Source organism: Mordavella massiliensis (genome assembly GCF_016902415.1).
GTDB classification, from domain to species: domain Bacteria; phylum Bacillota; class Clostridia; order Lachnospirales; family Lachnospiraceae; genus Merdimonas; species Merdimonas faecigallinarum.
Map to the genome: position 1 here is coordinate 1 of NZ_JACJLV010000007.1, position 15,010 is coordinate 15,010.

The 15,010-nt window shown below is 50.8% G+C and carries 14 protein-coding genes, 1 other RNA gene and 1 pseudogene; 15 read left to right on the plus strand and 1 reads right to left on the minus strand.

The window, feature by feature from the left end:
- Both H6A13_RS03215 and tadA read left to right on the plus strand, forming a co-directional pair.
- Positions 1-668 (plus strand): DUF6128 domain-containing protein (locus H6A13_RS03215; protein ID WP_243424715.1); only part of this gene is annotated, 668 nt, incomplete at its 5' end.
- A 24-nt stretch (positions 669-692) separates the two neighbouring features.
- A pseudogene (gene tadA, locus H6A13_RS03220) lies at positions 693-1,136 on the plus strand (tRNA adenosine(34) deaminase TadA); the annotation flags it as partial.
- 25 nt (positions 1,137-1,161) lie between these two features.
- Here tadA and ffs read toward each other — a convergent pair.
- Positions 1,162-1,424, minus strand: an RNA gene (gene ffs, locus H6A13_RS03225) — signal recognition particle sRNA large type.
- 39 nt (positions 1,425-1,463) lie between these two features.
- Here ffs and H6A13_RS03230 point away from each other — a divergent pair.
- The 13 genes from H6A13_RS03230 (at position 1,464) to H6A13_RS03290 (ending at position 14,902) form a co-directional block, all read left to right on the plus strand.
- On the plus strand, positions 1,464-3,224 hold the full coding sequence (locus tag H6A13_RS03230; RefSeq protein ID WP_204908192.1) for a B12-binding domain-containing radical SAM protein: 1,761 nt from the start codon (positions 1,464-1,466) through the stop codon (positions 3,222-3,224).
- 123 nt (positions 3,225-3,347) lie between these two features.
- A complete protein-coding gene (locus H6A13_RS03235) occupies positions 3,348-4,862 on the plus strand; it encodes a VanW family protein (protein ID WP_243424716.1) in 1,515 nt (504 codons plus the stop codon).
- Positions 4,863-4,912: 50 nt separating this feature from the next.
- Positions 4,913-5,455, plus strand: coding sequence for an AIR synthase-related protein (locus tag H6A13_RS03240; protein ID WP_204908193.1), 543 nt, complete (start codon positions 4,913-4,915; stop codon positions 5,453-5,455).
- A 116-nt stretch (positions 5,456-5,571) separates the two neighbouring features.
- On the plus strand, positions 5,572-6,063 hold the full coding sequence (locus tag H6A13_RS03245) for a tRNA (cytidine(34)-2'-O)-methyltransferase (protein ID WP_204908194.1): 492 nt from the start codon (positions 5,572-5,574) through the stop codon (positions 6,061-6,063).
- 108 nt (positions 6,064-6,171) lie between these two features.
- Complete coding sequence (locus tag H6A13_RS03250; protein WP_338042998.1) at positions 6,172-6,492, plus strand: ATPase; 321 nt, start codon at positions 6,172-6,174, stop codon at positions 6,490-6,492.
- Positions 6,493-6,548: 56 nt separating this feature from the next.
- A complete protein-coding gene (locus H6A13_RS03255; protein WP_204908195.1) occupies positions 6,549-8,564 on the plus strand; it encodes a V-type ATP synthase subunit I in 2,016 nt (671 codons plus the stop codon).
- A 2-nt stretch (positions 8,565-8,566) separates the two neighbouring features.
- Positions 8,567-9,052, plus strand: a complete 486-nt coding sequence (locus tag H6A13_RS03260; RefSeq protein WP_204908196.1) for a V-type ATP synthase subunit K — start codon at positions 8,567-8,569, stop codon at positions 9,050-9,052.
- Between the two features lie 52 nt (positions 9,053-9,104).
- Positions 9,105-9,704 (plus strand): V-type ATP synthase subunit E, encoded by a 600-nt coding sequence (locus tag H6A13_RS03265; RefSeq protein WP_204908197.1) that lies wholly within the window; start codon positions 9,105-9,107, stop codon positions 9,702-9,704.
- Between the two features lie 18 nt (positions 9,705-9,722).
- Positions 9,723-10,691 carry a V0D/AC39 family V-type ATPase subunit gene (locus H6A13_RS03270; RefSeq protein ID WP_204908198.1) on the plus strand — a complete coding sequence of 323 codons (969 nt, stop codon included), beginning with the start codon at positions 9,723-9,725 and terminating at the stop codon, positions 10,689-10,691.
- Complete coding sequence (locus H6A13_RS03275) at positions 10,684-11,001, plus strand: V-type ATP synthase subunit F (protein ID WP_204908199.1); 318 nt, start codon at positions 10,684-10,686, stop codon at positions 10,999-11,001. The genes H6A13_RS03270 and H6A13_RS03275 overlap by 8 nt, the downstream gene beginning before the upstream one ends.
- A gap of 24 nt (positions 11,002-11,025) precedes the next feature.
- Positions 11,026-12,795, plus strand: a complete 1,770-nt coding sequence (locus tag H6A13_RS03280) for a V-type ATP synthase subunit A (protein WP_204908200.1) — start codon at positions 11,026-11,028, stop codon at positions 12,793-12,795.
- Positions 12,796-12,797: 2 nt separating this feature from the next.
- Positions 12,798-14,171 (plus strand): V-type ATP synthase subunit B, encoded by a 1,374-nt coding sequence (locus H6A13_RS03285; RefSeq protein WP_204908201.1) that lies wholly within the window; start codon positions 12,798-12,800, stop codon positions 14,169-14,171.
- Between the two features lie 71 nt (positions 14,172-14,242).
- Positions 14,243-14,902 carry a V-type ATP synthase subunit D gene (locus H6A13_RS03290; RefSeq protein WP_204908202.1) on the plus strand — a complete coding sequence of 220 codons (660 nt, stop codon included), beginning with the start codon at positions 14,243-14,245 and terminating at the stop codon, positions 14,900-14,902.
- The last annotated feature ends 108 nt before the right edge of the window (positions 14,903-15,010 follow it).

Sequence of the window (15,010 nt, forward strand, 5' to 3'; positions counted from 1 at the left end):
GGTTTTTTACAGAAGAAGGAGCGTGTTTTGGAATATGGCAGGGGGATGCACAGAATGTGAACCCTGCCATTAATTACCGTCTGTACTATACAGATCAGGACGTGGGCGGCAAGGAGCAGTTTGCCCGGATCGGCGGAGTGATCCTGGAGGCGGCCGGAGGAAGAAAATTTGCAGCCGTGTGGGATGATGAAGCAGTGAACATAGGCGGCATGCGCGTGTATACGGAAGAGCGCAGGGAGCAGGAGATCCCCGCCGGGGAAGAAGCAGATGAGCAGGAGATCCCCGCCGGAGAAGAAGCGGATGCGCAGGAGCAGGATATGGAAGCGGCGGATCAGGATCGCCCGGGCGGATTCCTTTGTACCAAGATCCAGAGAAAGGATCTGGCCAGACTGCCCAGATGCGAGTGGAAGCTGTCCAACAACAGTTTCCTGCTTCACGGCTATTATAATTACCATCACCTGGTATTTCTGGACGACGGGGAATGGCTCCGGGTGGGAGTGCCGGGGATCTACCATCCAAAGGAGCAGAAGGCGGCGGAAGCCTTCGGGTTTTCGGAATTCATCCGGCGAAGAGACATTGCAGTGGAGTTGGAAAAAGAAGAGCGGGAAGAAGACGACGGATTCGGATACTGGTGCCGGTGTGTCAGGAGGCAGAGGCCGGGAATCTAGTGTGAGCATGCGGGAGAAGATACCATGGAAGAACAGAAAAAGGATGAAAAATATATGAGGGAGGCGATCCGGCAGGCAAAGAAAGCCTATGCGCTGGGAGAAGTGCCTATCGGCTGCGTCATCGTTTATCAGGATAAGATTATCGGACGGGGATATAACCGGAGAACAGTGGATAAGAATACGCTGGCGCATGCAGAGATGATCGCCATACGCAAAGCCAGCAAAAAAATGAATGACTGGCGGCTGGAAGGGTGTACGATGTATGTGACGCTGGAGCCGTGCCAGATGTGCTCCGGCGCGATCGTGCAGTCCCGGATGACGAGAGTGGTGGTAGGGTGCATGAACCCGAAAGCGGGCTGTGCGGGATCCATATTAAATCTTCTGCAGATGGATGCCTTTAACCATCAGGCAGAACTGACGACTGGTGTTTTGGGGGAAGAATGCAGTCAGATGATGAAAGCATTTTTCAAAGAACTTCGTAAAAAGAAAAAAAGCGTGCATTGCGCTTCGAACGCAGATTCCCAGACGTTACCTTGACAGTTGACTCAGCCCAGGCACCCTTACGGCACCCGGAAGGTTCCGCTTAGTGCTGCTTCGTTCCCGACCTGACACGATTCACAGATTTCCGTCGCGTAAGACCCAAGCCTCAATGCCACTTATCAAGGGCAGCTCTGCAAAGCTGTGCCCTCAGCGCAATATCACCCCTGCTATAGCGGATTGCAGGTACAAGGTACCGCTAACACCCCGGCTGCACGGTTCTTAATTTTACCCTGTTTTGGAGGAAATGTCAAGGATATGAAGATACTTTTGACGGCGATTAACGCGAAATATATACACTCAAATCTTGCGGTTTACAGCCTGAAGGCCTATGCAAAAGACCCGGGGGTGGAGATCGCGGAATATACCATTAATCAGACGGTAGACAGCATCCTGGGAAGCCTGTATGAGAGGCGTCCGGATATCTTATGTTTTTCCTGTTATGTCTGGAACCTGGACTATGTGGAATCACTGGCGAGGGAGTTTGCCAAGATCTGTCCGGAGACGGAGATCTGGCTGGGAGGCCCGGAAGTGTCCTATGATGCCGGAGAAGTGCTCCGTCGGCTTCCGAAGGTCCGCGGCGTGATGAAAGGAGAAGGAGAAGCAACCTTTGCCGGCCTTTGCCGCGCGTATCGGAAGGGAGAAGACAAAGGACCGGAAGCGTTGATGACAAGGGAACGGGAACTGTCCGGATTGCAGGGGATCACATACCGGACCATGGAAGGAGAGATCCGGGAAAATCCATGGAGAGAGCCTCTGGATCTGTCAGAGATTCCTTTTGTATATGAAGAAATGGAACTGCCTGCCCATAAGATCCTGTATTATGAATCCAGCAGGGGATGTCCCTTTGCCTGCAGTTACTGCCTTTCTTCTATTGATAAGAAACTCCGGTTCCGGGATCTTGACCTGGTAAAAAAAGAACTGCAGTTTTTTATCGACCGGGAAGTGCCGCAGGTCAAGTTTGTGGACAGGACTTTCAACTGCAGCCACAGCCATGCCCTGGCTGTCTGGAAATATATCATGGAGCATGACAGGGGAAAGACCAATTTCCACTTTGAGATCGCTGCGGATCTTCTGAATGAAGAAGAACTTGCTCTGATTTCACATATGCGTCCCGGCCTGATCCAGCTGGAGATCGGCGTGCAGACCGTCAATCCGGATACGATCCGCGAGATCCGGCGGAAGATGGATCTGGAGAAAGTGGAGCGGGCTGTAGAGCGGATCCGAAAGGGACGGAATATCCATCAGCACCTGGATCTGATCGCTGGGCTTCCCATGGAGGATCTGGAGAGTTTCCGCCGTTCGTTTGACCGGGTTTACCGGATGAAGCCGGATCAGCTTCAGCTTGGTTTCTTAAAGGTGCTGAAGGGATCTTATATGAAGGAGATGGAGCAGGAATATGAACTGCAGCACACGGAGAGACCGCCATATGAAGTCTTAAGCACCCGCTGGCTTTCCTATGCCGATATCCTTCTTCTCAAAGGGGTAGAAGATATGGTGGAAAACTATTATAACAGCGGACAGTTTTCTCATACCCTGGAAGCCTTAAGCGCCCGGTATGATTCGCCCTTCCGGATGTTTGAGGAACTGTGGGAGTATTATAGAGGCCGGGGACTGGATCAGGTGCAGCATAAAAGGAGCGCAAGGTATGAGATCCTGCTGGAGTTTGCGGCAGGGAAGCTGCCGGAGGAGAAAGAATATTTCAGGGAGCTTCTGACCTTTGATTATTACCTGCGGGAAAATGCAAAGACGCGGCCGGAGTTTGCAGGAGACTACCAGGTGGACAAGGATACGCTCCGCGTTTTTTATGAATGGGAGGCCCGGACCGGAACCTATCTTCCGGATTACCGGGGGTATGATAAGAATCAGATCCGGCGCATGACCCATCTGGAGTATTTCCATTGGAGGAATCAATATGTGCTGTTTGATTATTTTGTAAAAAATCCATTGAACCACGAGGCAAGAATCTGTAAAATAGATATGTGTTGTTTGGAAGGAGAAGAACATGAATTTTCATAATAAAAGAACGAGAAGGATCATTGCTATTGTTATCATCGCTGTTATTATAGCGATGATTTTGACGATGGTGATCCCTTATCTGATGGTGTAGGTTAGGATGAGCAAGAGTCTGTAGGGGGAAATATGTCAGACGGAAAGCTGAAAAGCAGGATTCGAAGGAGCCAAAGAAAAGCACAGAAGAAAAAACAGAGAATGTACCTGATGGCAGGGGCGGCATGCGCCGTGGTCCTGGCAGTGATCGGGATCGTCTATGGCGTTATGTACAGTTATGTGAACCAGTATCCGGAAAACAGGATCCTGGATCATGTCTTCATCGGAACGCAGGATGTATCCGGCATGACCAAAAAAGAAGCAGTACAGGCGATCCAGTCCCATCATGAGGAACATCTGAATTATAAGGTTACCATGAAGGTGGGCGAGGAATCGGCGCAGGCAACGCTTGCGGAACTGGGACTGGAACACCGGGATGTGGACCAGCTGGTGGAAAGCGCCATGGATTATGGCAAAAAAGGCCCCATTGCCATGCGTCTTATGAAAATACGGGGACTGGAAAAAGAACCTTATGTGATAAAAGAGGTTATGAAGCTGGATGAAAAGAAAGCGGAAGCCGTTATCAAGGAACGGGCAGTGCCGCTGGCGGCCCGTGCAGAAGACGCCTATGTGGAACGGACCGGGGACGGGGATTTTCAGGTGGTGGATGAAAAGGAAGGGTACACCGTAAATGTGGAAGCGTCCATCCAGAAAATGAACCAGTACATAGAGAAGACCTGGGATCACTCGGATTTTGAGATCGAGATGGAACTGAAAAAAGAGGAGCCGAAGATCAAGGCGGCAGATCTTTCCACCATTGAGGATGAACTGGGCAGTTTTTCCACAGACGCCGGAGGAGGCGAGCGGTGGCAGAACTTAAGTACCGGAGTGAGCAAACTGAATGGAACGATCCTGATGCCGGGCGAGAGCCTGTCTGTCTGCGATGCAACCGCTCCTTATGACGCGGAGCACGGATACGTGGAGGCCGGATCCTATGAAAACGGCCAGGTCGTGGATTCCTTTGGCGGCGGGATCTGCCAGGTATCGACCACCTTATATAATGCGGTGTTGTACGCGGAACTTCAGGTGGAGAAAAGATATCCGCATTCCATGCTGGTCAATTATGTGAAGCCGTCCAGGGATGCGGCGATCGCGGAAGGGATCCTGGACTTTGTATTTACGAATAATTACGATACACCGATTTATATTTTTGGAGAGATCGATGATGCGAACCAGATGCGGTTTGCGATTTACGGAAAAGATACCAGACCGGAAGGAAGAACCGTAGAATATGAAAGCGAGACGCTGGAGACGGAAGATTACGGGGTGACCTACCAGGAGGATCCGGATGCGCCGCTTGGAAGCATGCAGTATTCCGGAAGCCCCCATACCGGTGTTACCGCACAACTCTGGAAGGTGGTATATCAGGACGGCGTGGAAGAGTCCAGGGAAGTGATCAATCACAGTCAGTATTCCAAATCCGATCAGATCATTCTGGTGGGAACGAAGTCTGACGATCCCAATAAATCCGCGCTTGTAAGAAGCGCTATCTCCACGCAAAGCGCATCGCAGATCAGTGCTGCGACAGCGCAGGCAAATGCATCATAAGCAGCAGCTCCGGAAAGTGTTTTTTGAATGTCAGGAGGGCAAAAGAACAGATGGACAAAGGTGTGCGGGCCGGGCAGAAGATCATCCTGACAGGATGGATCGGCCTGTCCGGCATGCAGATTGTGATGGATAAAAAAGAAAGAGAGCTCCGGGAACGGTTTTCCCGGGCTTTTCTTGCAGAAATCAAAGAACAGGCAGACCGCGTTCCGGCCTGTCCGGCAGAAGAGATGGAAGCGCTGACTGGCGAGACAGTGCGCCCGGTGGGAGAAGGCGGGATCTTCGCAGCCCTCTGGGATCTGGCGAAGGAGGAGAAGACGGGCCTTCATGTGGATCTGAAGAAATTCCCGGTGCGGCAGGAGACCATTGAGATCTGCGAACTGTACCGGCTGAATCCGTACCAGCTTCGATCCGGAGGGTGTTTTCTGATCGTAACAGAGGATGAAAGCCGGGTGGTAAGAGAATTGTCTGCCAGGGGCATACCGGCGGCGGTGATCGGCGAATTGACCAATAATAATGATAAAATCATCCAAAACGGGGAAGATATTCGTTATATTGACCGCCCCGCTCCGGATGAACTGGAAAAGATATTGTGAAAATAGATAATTATTGGTAAAAATTAGAGAAAATAATGATAAGAATTTAACAAATGTGTATATTGACGGGCGTCCTTCATTTATTTACAATATTAATAAAAGGAGGACGCCATATTATGTTTCATATTGTTTTACTGGAGCCGGAAATCCCGGCAAACACGGGAAATATCGGCAGAACCTGCGTTGCTGTCGGTGCCAGGCTCCATCTCATTGAGCCGCTTGGCTTCCGGCTGAATGAAAAAAATCTGAAGCGGGCAGGCATGGATTACTGGAAGGATCTGGATGTCAGAACATATATCGACTATGCAGATTTTCTGGAACAGAATCCGGGCGCAAAAATCTATATGGCAACCACCAAGGCGGCGAAGGTCTATACAGAGGTCCGGTATGAACCGGACTGTTATATTATGTTCGGAAAAGAGAGTGCGGGGATACCGGAAGAAATTCTGGTCCGGCATAAAGAGGACTGCGTGAGGATTCCAATGATCGGGGATACGCGTTCCCTGAATCTCGGGAACTCGGCAGCCATTATTTTGTATGAAGCGCTCCGGCAGAATCAGTTCGCAGGGCTGAATCTGGAGGGACATTTGCACAGGCTGGAATGGTAAAAATGCAGGATGAATTGTGCGACTATTCAAGAGGGTGCGACGATTGTGCTAGACTTTTGCTAAGAATCATATTATAATTGTGACTATAGCACGAAAACGAGAGAGGTGGTGAACAGACGAATGGTAGAAGAAACCATTAAATCCATCAGGGAAACGGAGAGCGCGGCAGAAGAAATCGTAAAAAAGGCAGACGCCGAGTGCGCCGGTATTCTTGAGGAAGCGTCAAAAAAAGCGGCCGGGATCAGAGATGAAGCGGTCCGGGACGCAAAAGAAAAGGCAAATGCCAGTCTGTTGTCGGCAAAAGAAGTCGGAGAGAAGAAGATGGAGGATGCTTTGAAGGAAACACAAGAGCAGATTGCATCTTTGAAAGAAGCAGCGCTTGCAAAAGAAGAGGAAGCTGTAGCCGCGGTGATCGCGGACCTCGTCTGACTTGTCTGGCTGATAAAAAGAAGCCGAAAAATAAGTAGAGAAGGAGGGATGAGGCTATGGCAGTTTTGCAGATGCAACGAATTAGTATCTGCGCGCTGAAAAAAGATCGTAAGGCAATCCTGGAAAAGATACAGTCCATGGGCATTATGGAAATGAACCAGGTAGCGGAAGGCGAAGAAGGCTTTGAAAAAATGGATACCTTCGGCGCCAGGCAGCGTTTCGAAAAGAAAGCGTCGCTTACCGACAATGCCCTGGATATCTTGGACATCTATGCTCCGGAAAAGAAGTCGATGTTTGCCAGCCTGGAAGGCAAGGCGCTGGTTGATGCGGATCAGTTTACAGAGATCACAGGACGGAAAGACGAGATCCTGAAAAAAGCGGACCGGCTGGTGGCCTGCAATAAGGAAATTGCGGAACACCGGGCTGAGATCACAAAGCTTGAGAATCAGATCGAAGCGCTGGTACCCTGGCTTGAACTGGACGTGCCGATGAATTTAAAAGGCACGGGAAAGACAGAACTGCTTCTTGGAACCATGCCGGGAGAGACGGAACTTTCCACAGTTTATGAAAAGATTGCAGAAAACTGTCCGGAGACGGAAGGCGTGGATGTACAGATCATCCACAAAGATCAGGACGCCACATATCTGGCGGTGCTGTGCCTGAAAACGGATGCGGCCGCGGTGGAAGAAGCATTAAGGGCCGCAGGATTTGCAAGGCCTTCCCAGGCGACAGACGCAGTGCCTGCAAAAAAGACAGCAGAACTGAAAGAGCAGATTGAACAACTGAATACGAAGATCGGGGAGATTGAGGAGGAGATCAAAGCCTGCGCAGACGACAGGGGCGACTTAAAAGTAGTCGGCGATTATTTCCGGATGCGGGCAAAGAAATACGAAGTCCTCGGTACACTTCCCCAGTCCCAGCGGGCATTTGTGATCAGCGGATATATTCCGAAGAAAGCGGCGCCGGCTGTGGAGAAAGCCATCGGTGACCACTATGACTGTGTGATCGATATTGATGAAATAAAGGAAGACGAAGAACCGCCGACTGTACTTCAGAACAACGCATTTTCTTCCAGTGTGGAAGGTGTTCTGGAGGCATACGGACTCCCCCACAAGGGCGAGTTTGACCCGACCACGATCATGTCATTTTTCTATGTATTTTTCTTTGGCATGATGTTGTCGGACGCGGCGTATGGAGCGATCGTAGCCATCGCCTGTTTTGTAGCACTGAAAAAATATCCGCGGATGAGCGCCAGCATGCATAAGTCGCTGAAGCTGTTTTTCTTCTGCGGATTATCCACCATCGTATGGGGAATCTTATTCTCCGGATATTTCGGCGATGCGGTGGACGTGATCGGAAGGACTTTCTTTGGCGTGGATGTAACGGTGCCGCCTCTGTGGTTCGCACCTTTGAACAACCCGATGAAGCTTCTGATCTATTCCATGGCGTTTGGTCTGGTCCATCTGTTTGTGGGCCTTGGGATCAAAGGGTATATGCAGATCAAGGATAAACAGTATCTGGACTTCTTCTGTGACGTGGTCCTGTGGTACATTTTCCTGATCGGTCTGATCCTGATGCTGATCCCGTCAGACATCTTCGCATCCATCGCGCAGATGACGGTGGTATTCCCGCCGGCTCTTAACACACTGGCGAAGGTGCTGGCCATCATCGGAGCGGTCGGACTTCTCCTGATGAGCGGCCGGTCCAGCAAAAATCCGGTGCTTCGGATCGCGCTTGGCGCTTACGACATTTATAATATCACCGGATGGCTCAGCGATGTGTTATCCTACTCCCGTCTTCTGGCCCTGGGCCTTGCGACCGGAGTTATCGCATCCGTAGTCAATCAGATGGGAAGCATGTTCGGAGGCGGCGTGATCGGAGCCATTCTGTTCGCACTGGTCTTTGTGGTAGGACATCTGATGAACCTTGCGATCAACCTTCTGGGGGCATATGTACACACCAATCGTCTCCAGTTTGTAGAGTTTTTCGGAAAATTCTATGAAGGCGGCGGACGGCCGTTTGAACCGTTCGAGACAGATACAAAATATGTAGATATTAAGGAGGAAAGTTAATCATGAGTATATGGGAGAATTTAGGACTTGTATATGCACTTCTTGGTGCAGCAGCAGCAGTATTTCTTGCAGGCGCAGGATCCGCGCTTGGTGTAGGTATCGCCGGACAGGCGGCTTCCGGAGTTGTAACCGAAGACCCCAGTAAATTTGCCAAGGTACTGGTAATGCAGCTTCTGCCTGGTACACAGGGTATCTACGGACTTCTGGTAGGATTTATCACTCTTTCCAAGATCGGACTTCTTGGAGGCGGAGCGGCAGATCTGACACCGGAAACCGGACTTCTTGTTCTGGCGGCGTGTCTCCCGGTAGGTATCGTAGGACTGATCTCCGGAAAATCTCAGGGACAGTGTTCTGCGGCAGCCATCGGAATCATCGCAAAGAAACCGGATCAGTTTGGTAAAGCCATGCTGTTCCCGGCAATGGTTGAGACCTATGCGATCCTTTCTCTTCTGATTTCTATCCTGGCCGTAACAGCAATTCAGATTTAGTTTGTCAGAAAAACGATAGAAGCAGAAATTAAGAAAAGGAGTGCAAGGGTTTATGACTGGATTAGATAAAATGAAAAGTCAGATCCTGGACGAAGCGAAAGCGGCTGCAGAAGGCAAGATCGCCGAGGCAAAGGCGCAGGCGGAAGAGACGATCCGCAATGCGAAAGAAGATGCCGCAAAGCAGACCGAGAGCATCCTGCACAAATCCAAGAACGATGTGTCAAATTATCAGGAGCGGCTGGAGTCATCCATCGACCTGCAGAAAAGGACGAAGATCCTGGCTGCAAAGCAGGAAGTGATCGCCGGAGTGCTGGAAAAGGCACGGGCAAAGGTAGAAGCGATGGAAGCCGGAGAATATTTCTCCATGCTGCTGAAAATGGTAGAAAAGTATGCGCTGGCACAGGACGGCGAGATCTGCCTGTGCGCGGCGGATCTTGCAAGACTGCCGGAAGGATTTGAGGCAGAGGTTTCCAGGATCGCAAAGGAAAAGGGCGGAAGCCTGAAGTTGTCCGGGGAAGGCAAACAAATTAAGAATGGATTCATTCTGGTCTATGGCGGGGTCGAGGAAAACTGTACGATCAATGCCATGTTTGATGCGAAGAAAGACGAGCTGTCCGACATCGTGCACCGGTTAGTATTTTCACAGGCGTAACCAGATGGGAGGAATAAAATGAGCGAACAATATACCTACGCGGTTGCGCGCATACGAGCCCTGGAAGTCGGACTGTTTTCGAACAGCACCATCGATCAGCTGATCGCCTGCCAGGATTACGGGCAGTGCCTGCAGTTTCTGGAGGAAAAAGGCTGGGGAGACAGTGAAAGCTCCGGCGATGCGGAGGCGATCCTGACCAGAGAAGAGGAGAAGATCTGGGAAGTTGTCAAAGATCTGCATATTGATATGGATCATTTTGCAGTCCTTTCCTATCCCAAGCTTTTCCACAATCTGAAGGCCGCAATTAAGGAGGTATGCACCGGGGAAAAGAACAGACACATTTATTATGAGGATGTGTCGATTCCCGGAGATGCGATGCGCGAGATCGTTTCTGAGAAAGATTTCGGAAAACTTCCTGCGTATATGCAGCATGCGGCAGCAGAAGCCTATGAGTCGCTTCTTCATACCGGGGACGGACAGTTGTGCGATTGTATCATTGACCGGGCGGCGCTTGACGCCATCTATGAAGCCGGGAAAGAATCGGATGCCGCGATCATTCGTGATTATGCGGAATCCACGGTAGGCGTGGCGGATATCAAGATAGCCGTTCGTTCACAGAAGACCGCGAAGTCAATGGATTTTATGAAACGGGCCATGGCGGAATGTGAAAGTGTAAATGTAGACCAGCTTTCCAAAGCGGCGCTTGCCGGCATGGACGCGATCCGCGATTATCTGCTGGGAACAGCCTATGCAGAAGGAGCGGATGCGCTGGCCGAGTCACCGTCAGCATTTGAACGCTGGTGCGACAACCGGATCATTCAGACCATCAGTCCACAGAAATATCAGGCATTTACGATAGGTCCTGTAATCGCCTATGTAATTGCCAGACAAAATGAAATAAAAACGGTACGAATCATTCTTTCCGGCAAACAGAACGAATTACCGGAGGATTCGATCCGAGAAAGGGTAAGGGAGATGTATGTATAAGATTGCAGTGATCGGCGATTATGACAGTATCTACGGCTTTGCCGCGCTGGGACTGGATACGTTTCCTGTAACAACCCACGAGGAAGCCGGAGAAAGATTGCATGTGCTGGCTGCCAAAGGATATGGGATCATCTATATCACCGAGGCGCTGGCGGCAGAATTGAAACATGAGATAGCAAGATATCAGGGACAGCTGCTCCCGGCCATCATCCAGATCCCGGGAATATCCGGAAATACCGGAGACGGAGTCCGGGGTGTCAAAAAGTCGGTGGAACAGGCTGTCGGCTCCGATATCTTGTTCAGTAACTAAGAAAGTAGAGGTGATTCGTCCATTATGAGTAGCATAGGTACGATTAAAAAAGTAGCGGGACCGCTGGTCATCGCTTCCGGCATGCGAGATGCCAACATGTCAGACGTGGTACGTGTAAGTAAACAGCGTCTGATCGGCGAGATCATCGAGATGCACGGGGATGAAGCGTCCATCCAGGTATACGAGGAGACCTCGGGACTTGGACCCGGAGAGCCGGTAGAATCTACGGGAGCGCCCATGTCGGTAGAACTTGGGCCAGGTCTTATTTCCAGCATTTACGACGGAATCCAGCGTCCGCTTGACGATATTATGAAGATTTCAGGAAACAACCTGCAAAGAGGTGTAGAGGTTGCGGCCCTGAAGAGAGATAAGAAATGGGAATTTGTCCCGGTTGCAAAAGTGGGAGATGAGGTAGAGGCCGGAGATGTGCTGGGAACTGTCCAGGAAACGGCGGTTGTACAGCAGAAGATCATGGTTCCCTACGGCGTGGAAGGTACTGTTAAAGAGATTGCTTCCGGAGAACATACCGTGGAAGAAGTGATCGCTGTGATTGAAACAAAAGACGGCGACAAAGAACTGACCATGGTGCAGAAATGGCCGGTAAGACGGGGACGTCCGTATGTAAAGAAGCTGCCTCTTAATATGCCTCTGGTAACCGGACAGCGTGTCGTTGATACTTTCTTCCCGATCGCAAAGGGCGGTGTTGCCGCAGTTCCCGGACCATTCGGAAGCGGTAAGACAGTCATCCAGCATCAGCTGGCAAAATGGGCAGAGGCTGATATCGTTGTCTATATCGGATGCGGCGAGCGTGGAAATGAGATGACCGACGTTCTGAATGAGTTCCCGGAACTGAAGGACCCGAAGACCGGACGTTCTCTGATGGAGCGGACCGTGCTGATCGCCAATACATCAGACATGCCGTTTGCAGCCCGTGAGGCGTCCATTTATACAGGTATCACGATTGCAGAATATTTCCGTGACATGGGTTATTCCGTAGCCCTGATGGCAGACTCCACCTCCCGTTGGGCAGAGGCCCTTCGTGAGATGTCCGGACGTCTGGAAGAGATGCCCGGTGAGGAAGGTTATCCGGCATATCTGGGTTCCCGGCTGGCCGAGTTCTATGAGAGAGCCGGACACGTGGTTTCCCTTGGAAAAGAAGGAAGAGAAGGTTCCCTGTCCGTAATCGGAGCCGTATCCCCTCCGGGTGGTGATACCTCCGAGCCGGTATCCCAGGCAACCCTCCGTATTGTAAAGGTATTCTGGGGACTGGATTCCAACCTGGCGTATAAGAGACATTTCCCGGCCATCAACTGGCTGACCAGTTATTCGCTGTATCTGGACAATGTCAGCGGCTGGTTTAATACACAGGTGGCGCCTGACTGGATGGAAGACCGTCAGAAGATGATGAGCCTTCTGCAGGACGAGGCAGAGCTGGAAGAGATCGTGCAGATGGTCGGCATGGACGCTTTGTCTCCACAGGACCGTCTGAAGATGGAAGCTGCAAGATCCATCCGTGAGGACTTCCTGCACCAGAACTCCTTCCATGAAATAGATACCTATACGCCCCTGCGCAAACAGTATCTGATGATGAAGCTGGTGCTTGCCTTCTATGAGCAGTCTATGGAGGCATTAAATAAAGGCGCGTCCATGAAGATCCTCCTGGGCATGGCGGTCAGAGAAAAGATCGGCCGTTACAAATACACCGAGGTGGCAAATATCGAGGACGAGTATGAAAAGATCATGAATGAACTAAGCACAGAGATTGCAGGTGCATTCGGGAAGGAGGACTTCTAATTATGCCAAAGGAATATAGAACCATACAGGAAGTTGCCGGACCGCTGATGATGGTAAAAGGTGTTGAGGGCGTTGCCTTTGACGAACTGGGCGAGATCGAACTTGCAAATGGCGAGAAGCGCCGCTGCAAGGTACTGGAAGTTGACGGCGATAACGTAGTCGTACAGCTGTATGAAAACGCCGCAGGTATTAACTTAAGCAACAGTAAGGTGCGTTTCCTGGGACGCAGCATGGAACTTGGCGTATCCGGAGATATGCTGGGCCGTGTCTTTGACGGACTGGGACGTCCTATTGACGACGGACCGGAGATCCTTCCGGAAGAGAGAAGAGATATTAACGGCCTGCCTATGAACCCGGCGGCCCGTGTATACCCGTCCGAGTTTATCCAGACCGGCGTGTCCGCCATCGACGGACTGAACACACTGGTACGTGGACAGAAGCTGCCGATCTTCTCCTGTTCCGGTCTGCCCCACAATCAGCTGGCGGCGCAGATCGCAAGACAGGCAAAGGTACTTGGCAAAGACGAGAACTTCGCCGTTGTATTTGCGGCAATGGGTATTACATTTGAAGAGTCCAACTTCTTCGTAGAATCCTTTAAGGAAACAGGAGCCATTGACCGTACCGTATTGTTTGTCAACCTGGCGAATGACCCGGCGGTAGAACGTATCTCCACGCCCCGTATGGCGCTGACGGCAGCAGAATACCTGGCGTTCGAAAAAGATATGCACGTACTGGTTATCCTGACCGATATTACAAACTACGCGGACGCTCTCCGTGAGATCTCCGCTGCGAAAAAAGAGGTTCCCGGACGACGCGGATATCCCGGATACATGTACACTGACCTGGCTCAGATGTATGAACGCGCAGGCCGTCAGAGAGGCAAGATCGGAAGTATCACCATGATCCCGATCCTGACCATGCCGGAAGATGACAAGACCCATCCGATCCCGGACCTTACCGGATATATCACAGAGGGTCAGGTAATCTTAAGCCGTGACCTGTACCGGAAGGGCCTGCAGCCGCCGATCGACGTTCTGCCGTCCCTGTCCCGTCTGAAAGATAAAGGTATCGGCGAAGGAAAGACAAGAGCAGACCACTCCAATACCATGAACCAGTTGTTTGCGGCATACTCCCGTGGTAAAGACGCAAAAGAGCTGATGACCATCTTAGGAGAAGCGGCGCTGACAGAGATCGACCTGATCTACGCTCAGTTTGCGGACGCATTCGAGAAAGAATATGTCAATCAGGGCTACAACACCGACCGGTCCATCGAAGAGACACTGGAGATCGGCTGGAAGCTTTTGTCCATCCTGCCAAGATCCGAGCTGAAACGTATCGATGATAAGTTCTTAGATATGTACTACGGTAAACAGTAAGCCATGCAGCGAGATGAAGCGGAAGCGGAATCGAGCCGGGGCATGGCGTAGTATGAAAAGGAGGCAGATATATGGCATCTACGCAGATCACTCCTACCCGTATGGAACTGACTAAGACCAAGAAGAAACTTGCCACCGCCAGAAGAGGCCACAAGCTTCTGAAGGATAAGCGTGACGAGCTGATGCGCCAGTTCCTGGATATGGCACGGGAGAATATGGAGCTCCGTGAAAAAGTAGAAGCCGGAATCCTCTCTGCAAATAAGAATTTTGTCATCGCAAAGGCCGGAATGGACGAGGCAACTCTGAATACGGCCCTGATGGCGCCCAAGCAGGAAGTAAGCTTAAATGTAGACAAGAGAAATGTTATGAGCGTCAACATCCCTGCGTTCGAGACAAAGACCAGGACAGCGGACGCCAATGATATTTACTCTTATGGTTTTGCTTTTACATCCAGCGACCTGGATGGAGCGGTGAAATCTCTGGCAGACATCCTGCCGGATATGCTGAAGCTTGCAGAGCGGGAGAAAGCGTGCCAGCTGATGGCGGCTGAGATCGAAAAGACCAGACGTCGTGTAAATGCGCTGGAGCACGTGATCATTCCGGAAGCACAGGAGACCATAAAATATATCACGATGAAACTGGATGAGAACGAGAGAAGTTCCCAGATCCGTCTGATGAAAGTAAAAGATATGATGCTGGAGGAAGCTCACCATTATAGTGAAAGAGCTTAAGAAAGCAGATAGAGAAAAAGAGCGCGGCAGCCTAAGGAAGGCTGCCGTGTTTTTTGCTAAAAAGCAGAAAGAACCTGAGTTGTTTTTCTTTTGCAATTATGATAATCT

Bases quoted from the DNA above. Each gene is read 5' to 3' on its own strand.
- H6A13_RS03255 (WP_204908195.1), top strand. From the start codon at position 6,549: ATGGCAGTTTTGCAGATGCAACGAATTAGTATCTGCGCGCTGAAAAAA.
- H6A13_RS03265 (WP_204908197.1), top strand. From the start codon at position 9,105: ATGACTGGATTAGATAAAATGAAAAGTCAGATCCTGGACGAAGCGAAA.
- H6A13_RS03285 (WP_204908201.1), top strand. From the start codon at position 12,798: ATGCCAAAGGAATATAGAACCATACAGGAAGTTGCCGGACCGCTGATG.
- H6A13_RS03240 (WP_204908193.1), top strand. From the start codon at position 4,913: ATGGACAAAGGTGTGCGGGCCGGGCAGAAGATCATCCTGACAGGATGG.
- H6A13_RS03270 (WP_204908198.1), top strand. From the start codon at position 9,723: ATGAGCGAACAATATACCTACGCGGTTGCGCGCATACGAGCCCTGGAA.
- H6A13_RS03245 (WP_204908194.1), top strand. From the start codon at position 5,572: ATGTTTCATATTGTTTTACTGGAGCCGGAAATCCCGGCAAACACGGGA.
- H6A13_RS03275 (WP_204908199.1), top strand. From the start codon at position 10,684: ATGTATAAGATTGCAGTGATCGGCGATTATGACAGTATCTACGGCTTT.
- H6A13_RS03230 (WP_204908192.1), top strand. From the start codon at position 1,464: ATGAAGATACTTTTGACGGCGATTAACGCGAAATATATACACTCAAAT.
- H6A13_RS03290 (WP_204908202.1), top strand. From the start codon at position 14,243: ATGGCATCTACGCAGATCACTCCTACCCGTATGGAACTGACTAAGACC.
- H6A13_RS03280 (WP_204908200.1), top strand. From the start codon at position 11,026: ATGAGTAGCATAGGTACGATTAAAAAAGTAGCGGGACCGCTGGTCATC.
- H6A13_RS03235 (WP_243424716.1), top strand. From the start codon at position 3,348: ATGTCAGACGGAAAGCTGAAAAGCAGGATTCGAAGGAGCCAAAGAAAA.
- H6A13_RS03260 (WP_204908196.1), top strand. From the start codon at position 8,567: ATGAGTATATGGGAGAATTTAGGACTTGTATATGCACTTCTTGGTGCA.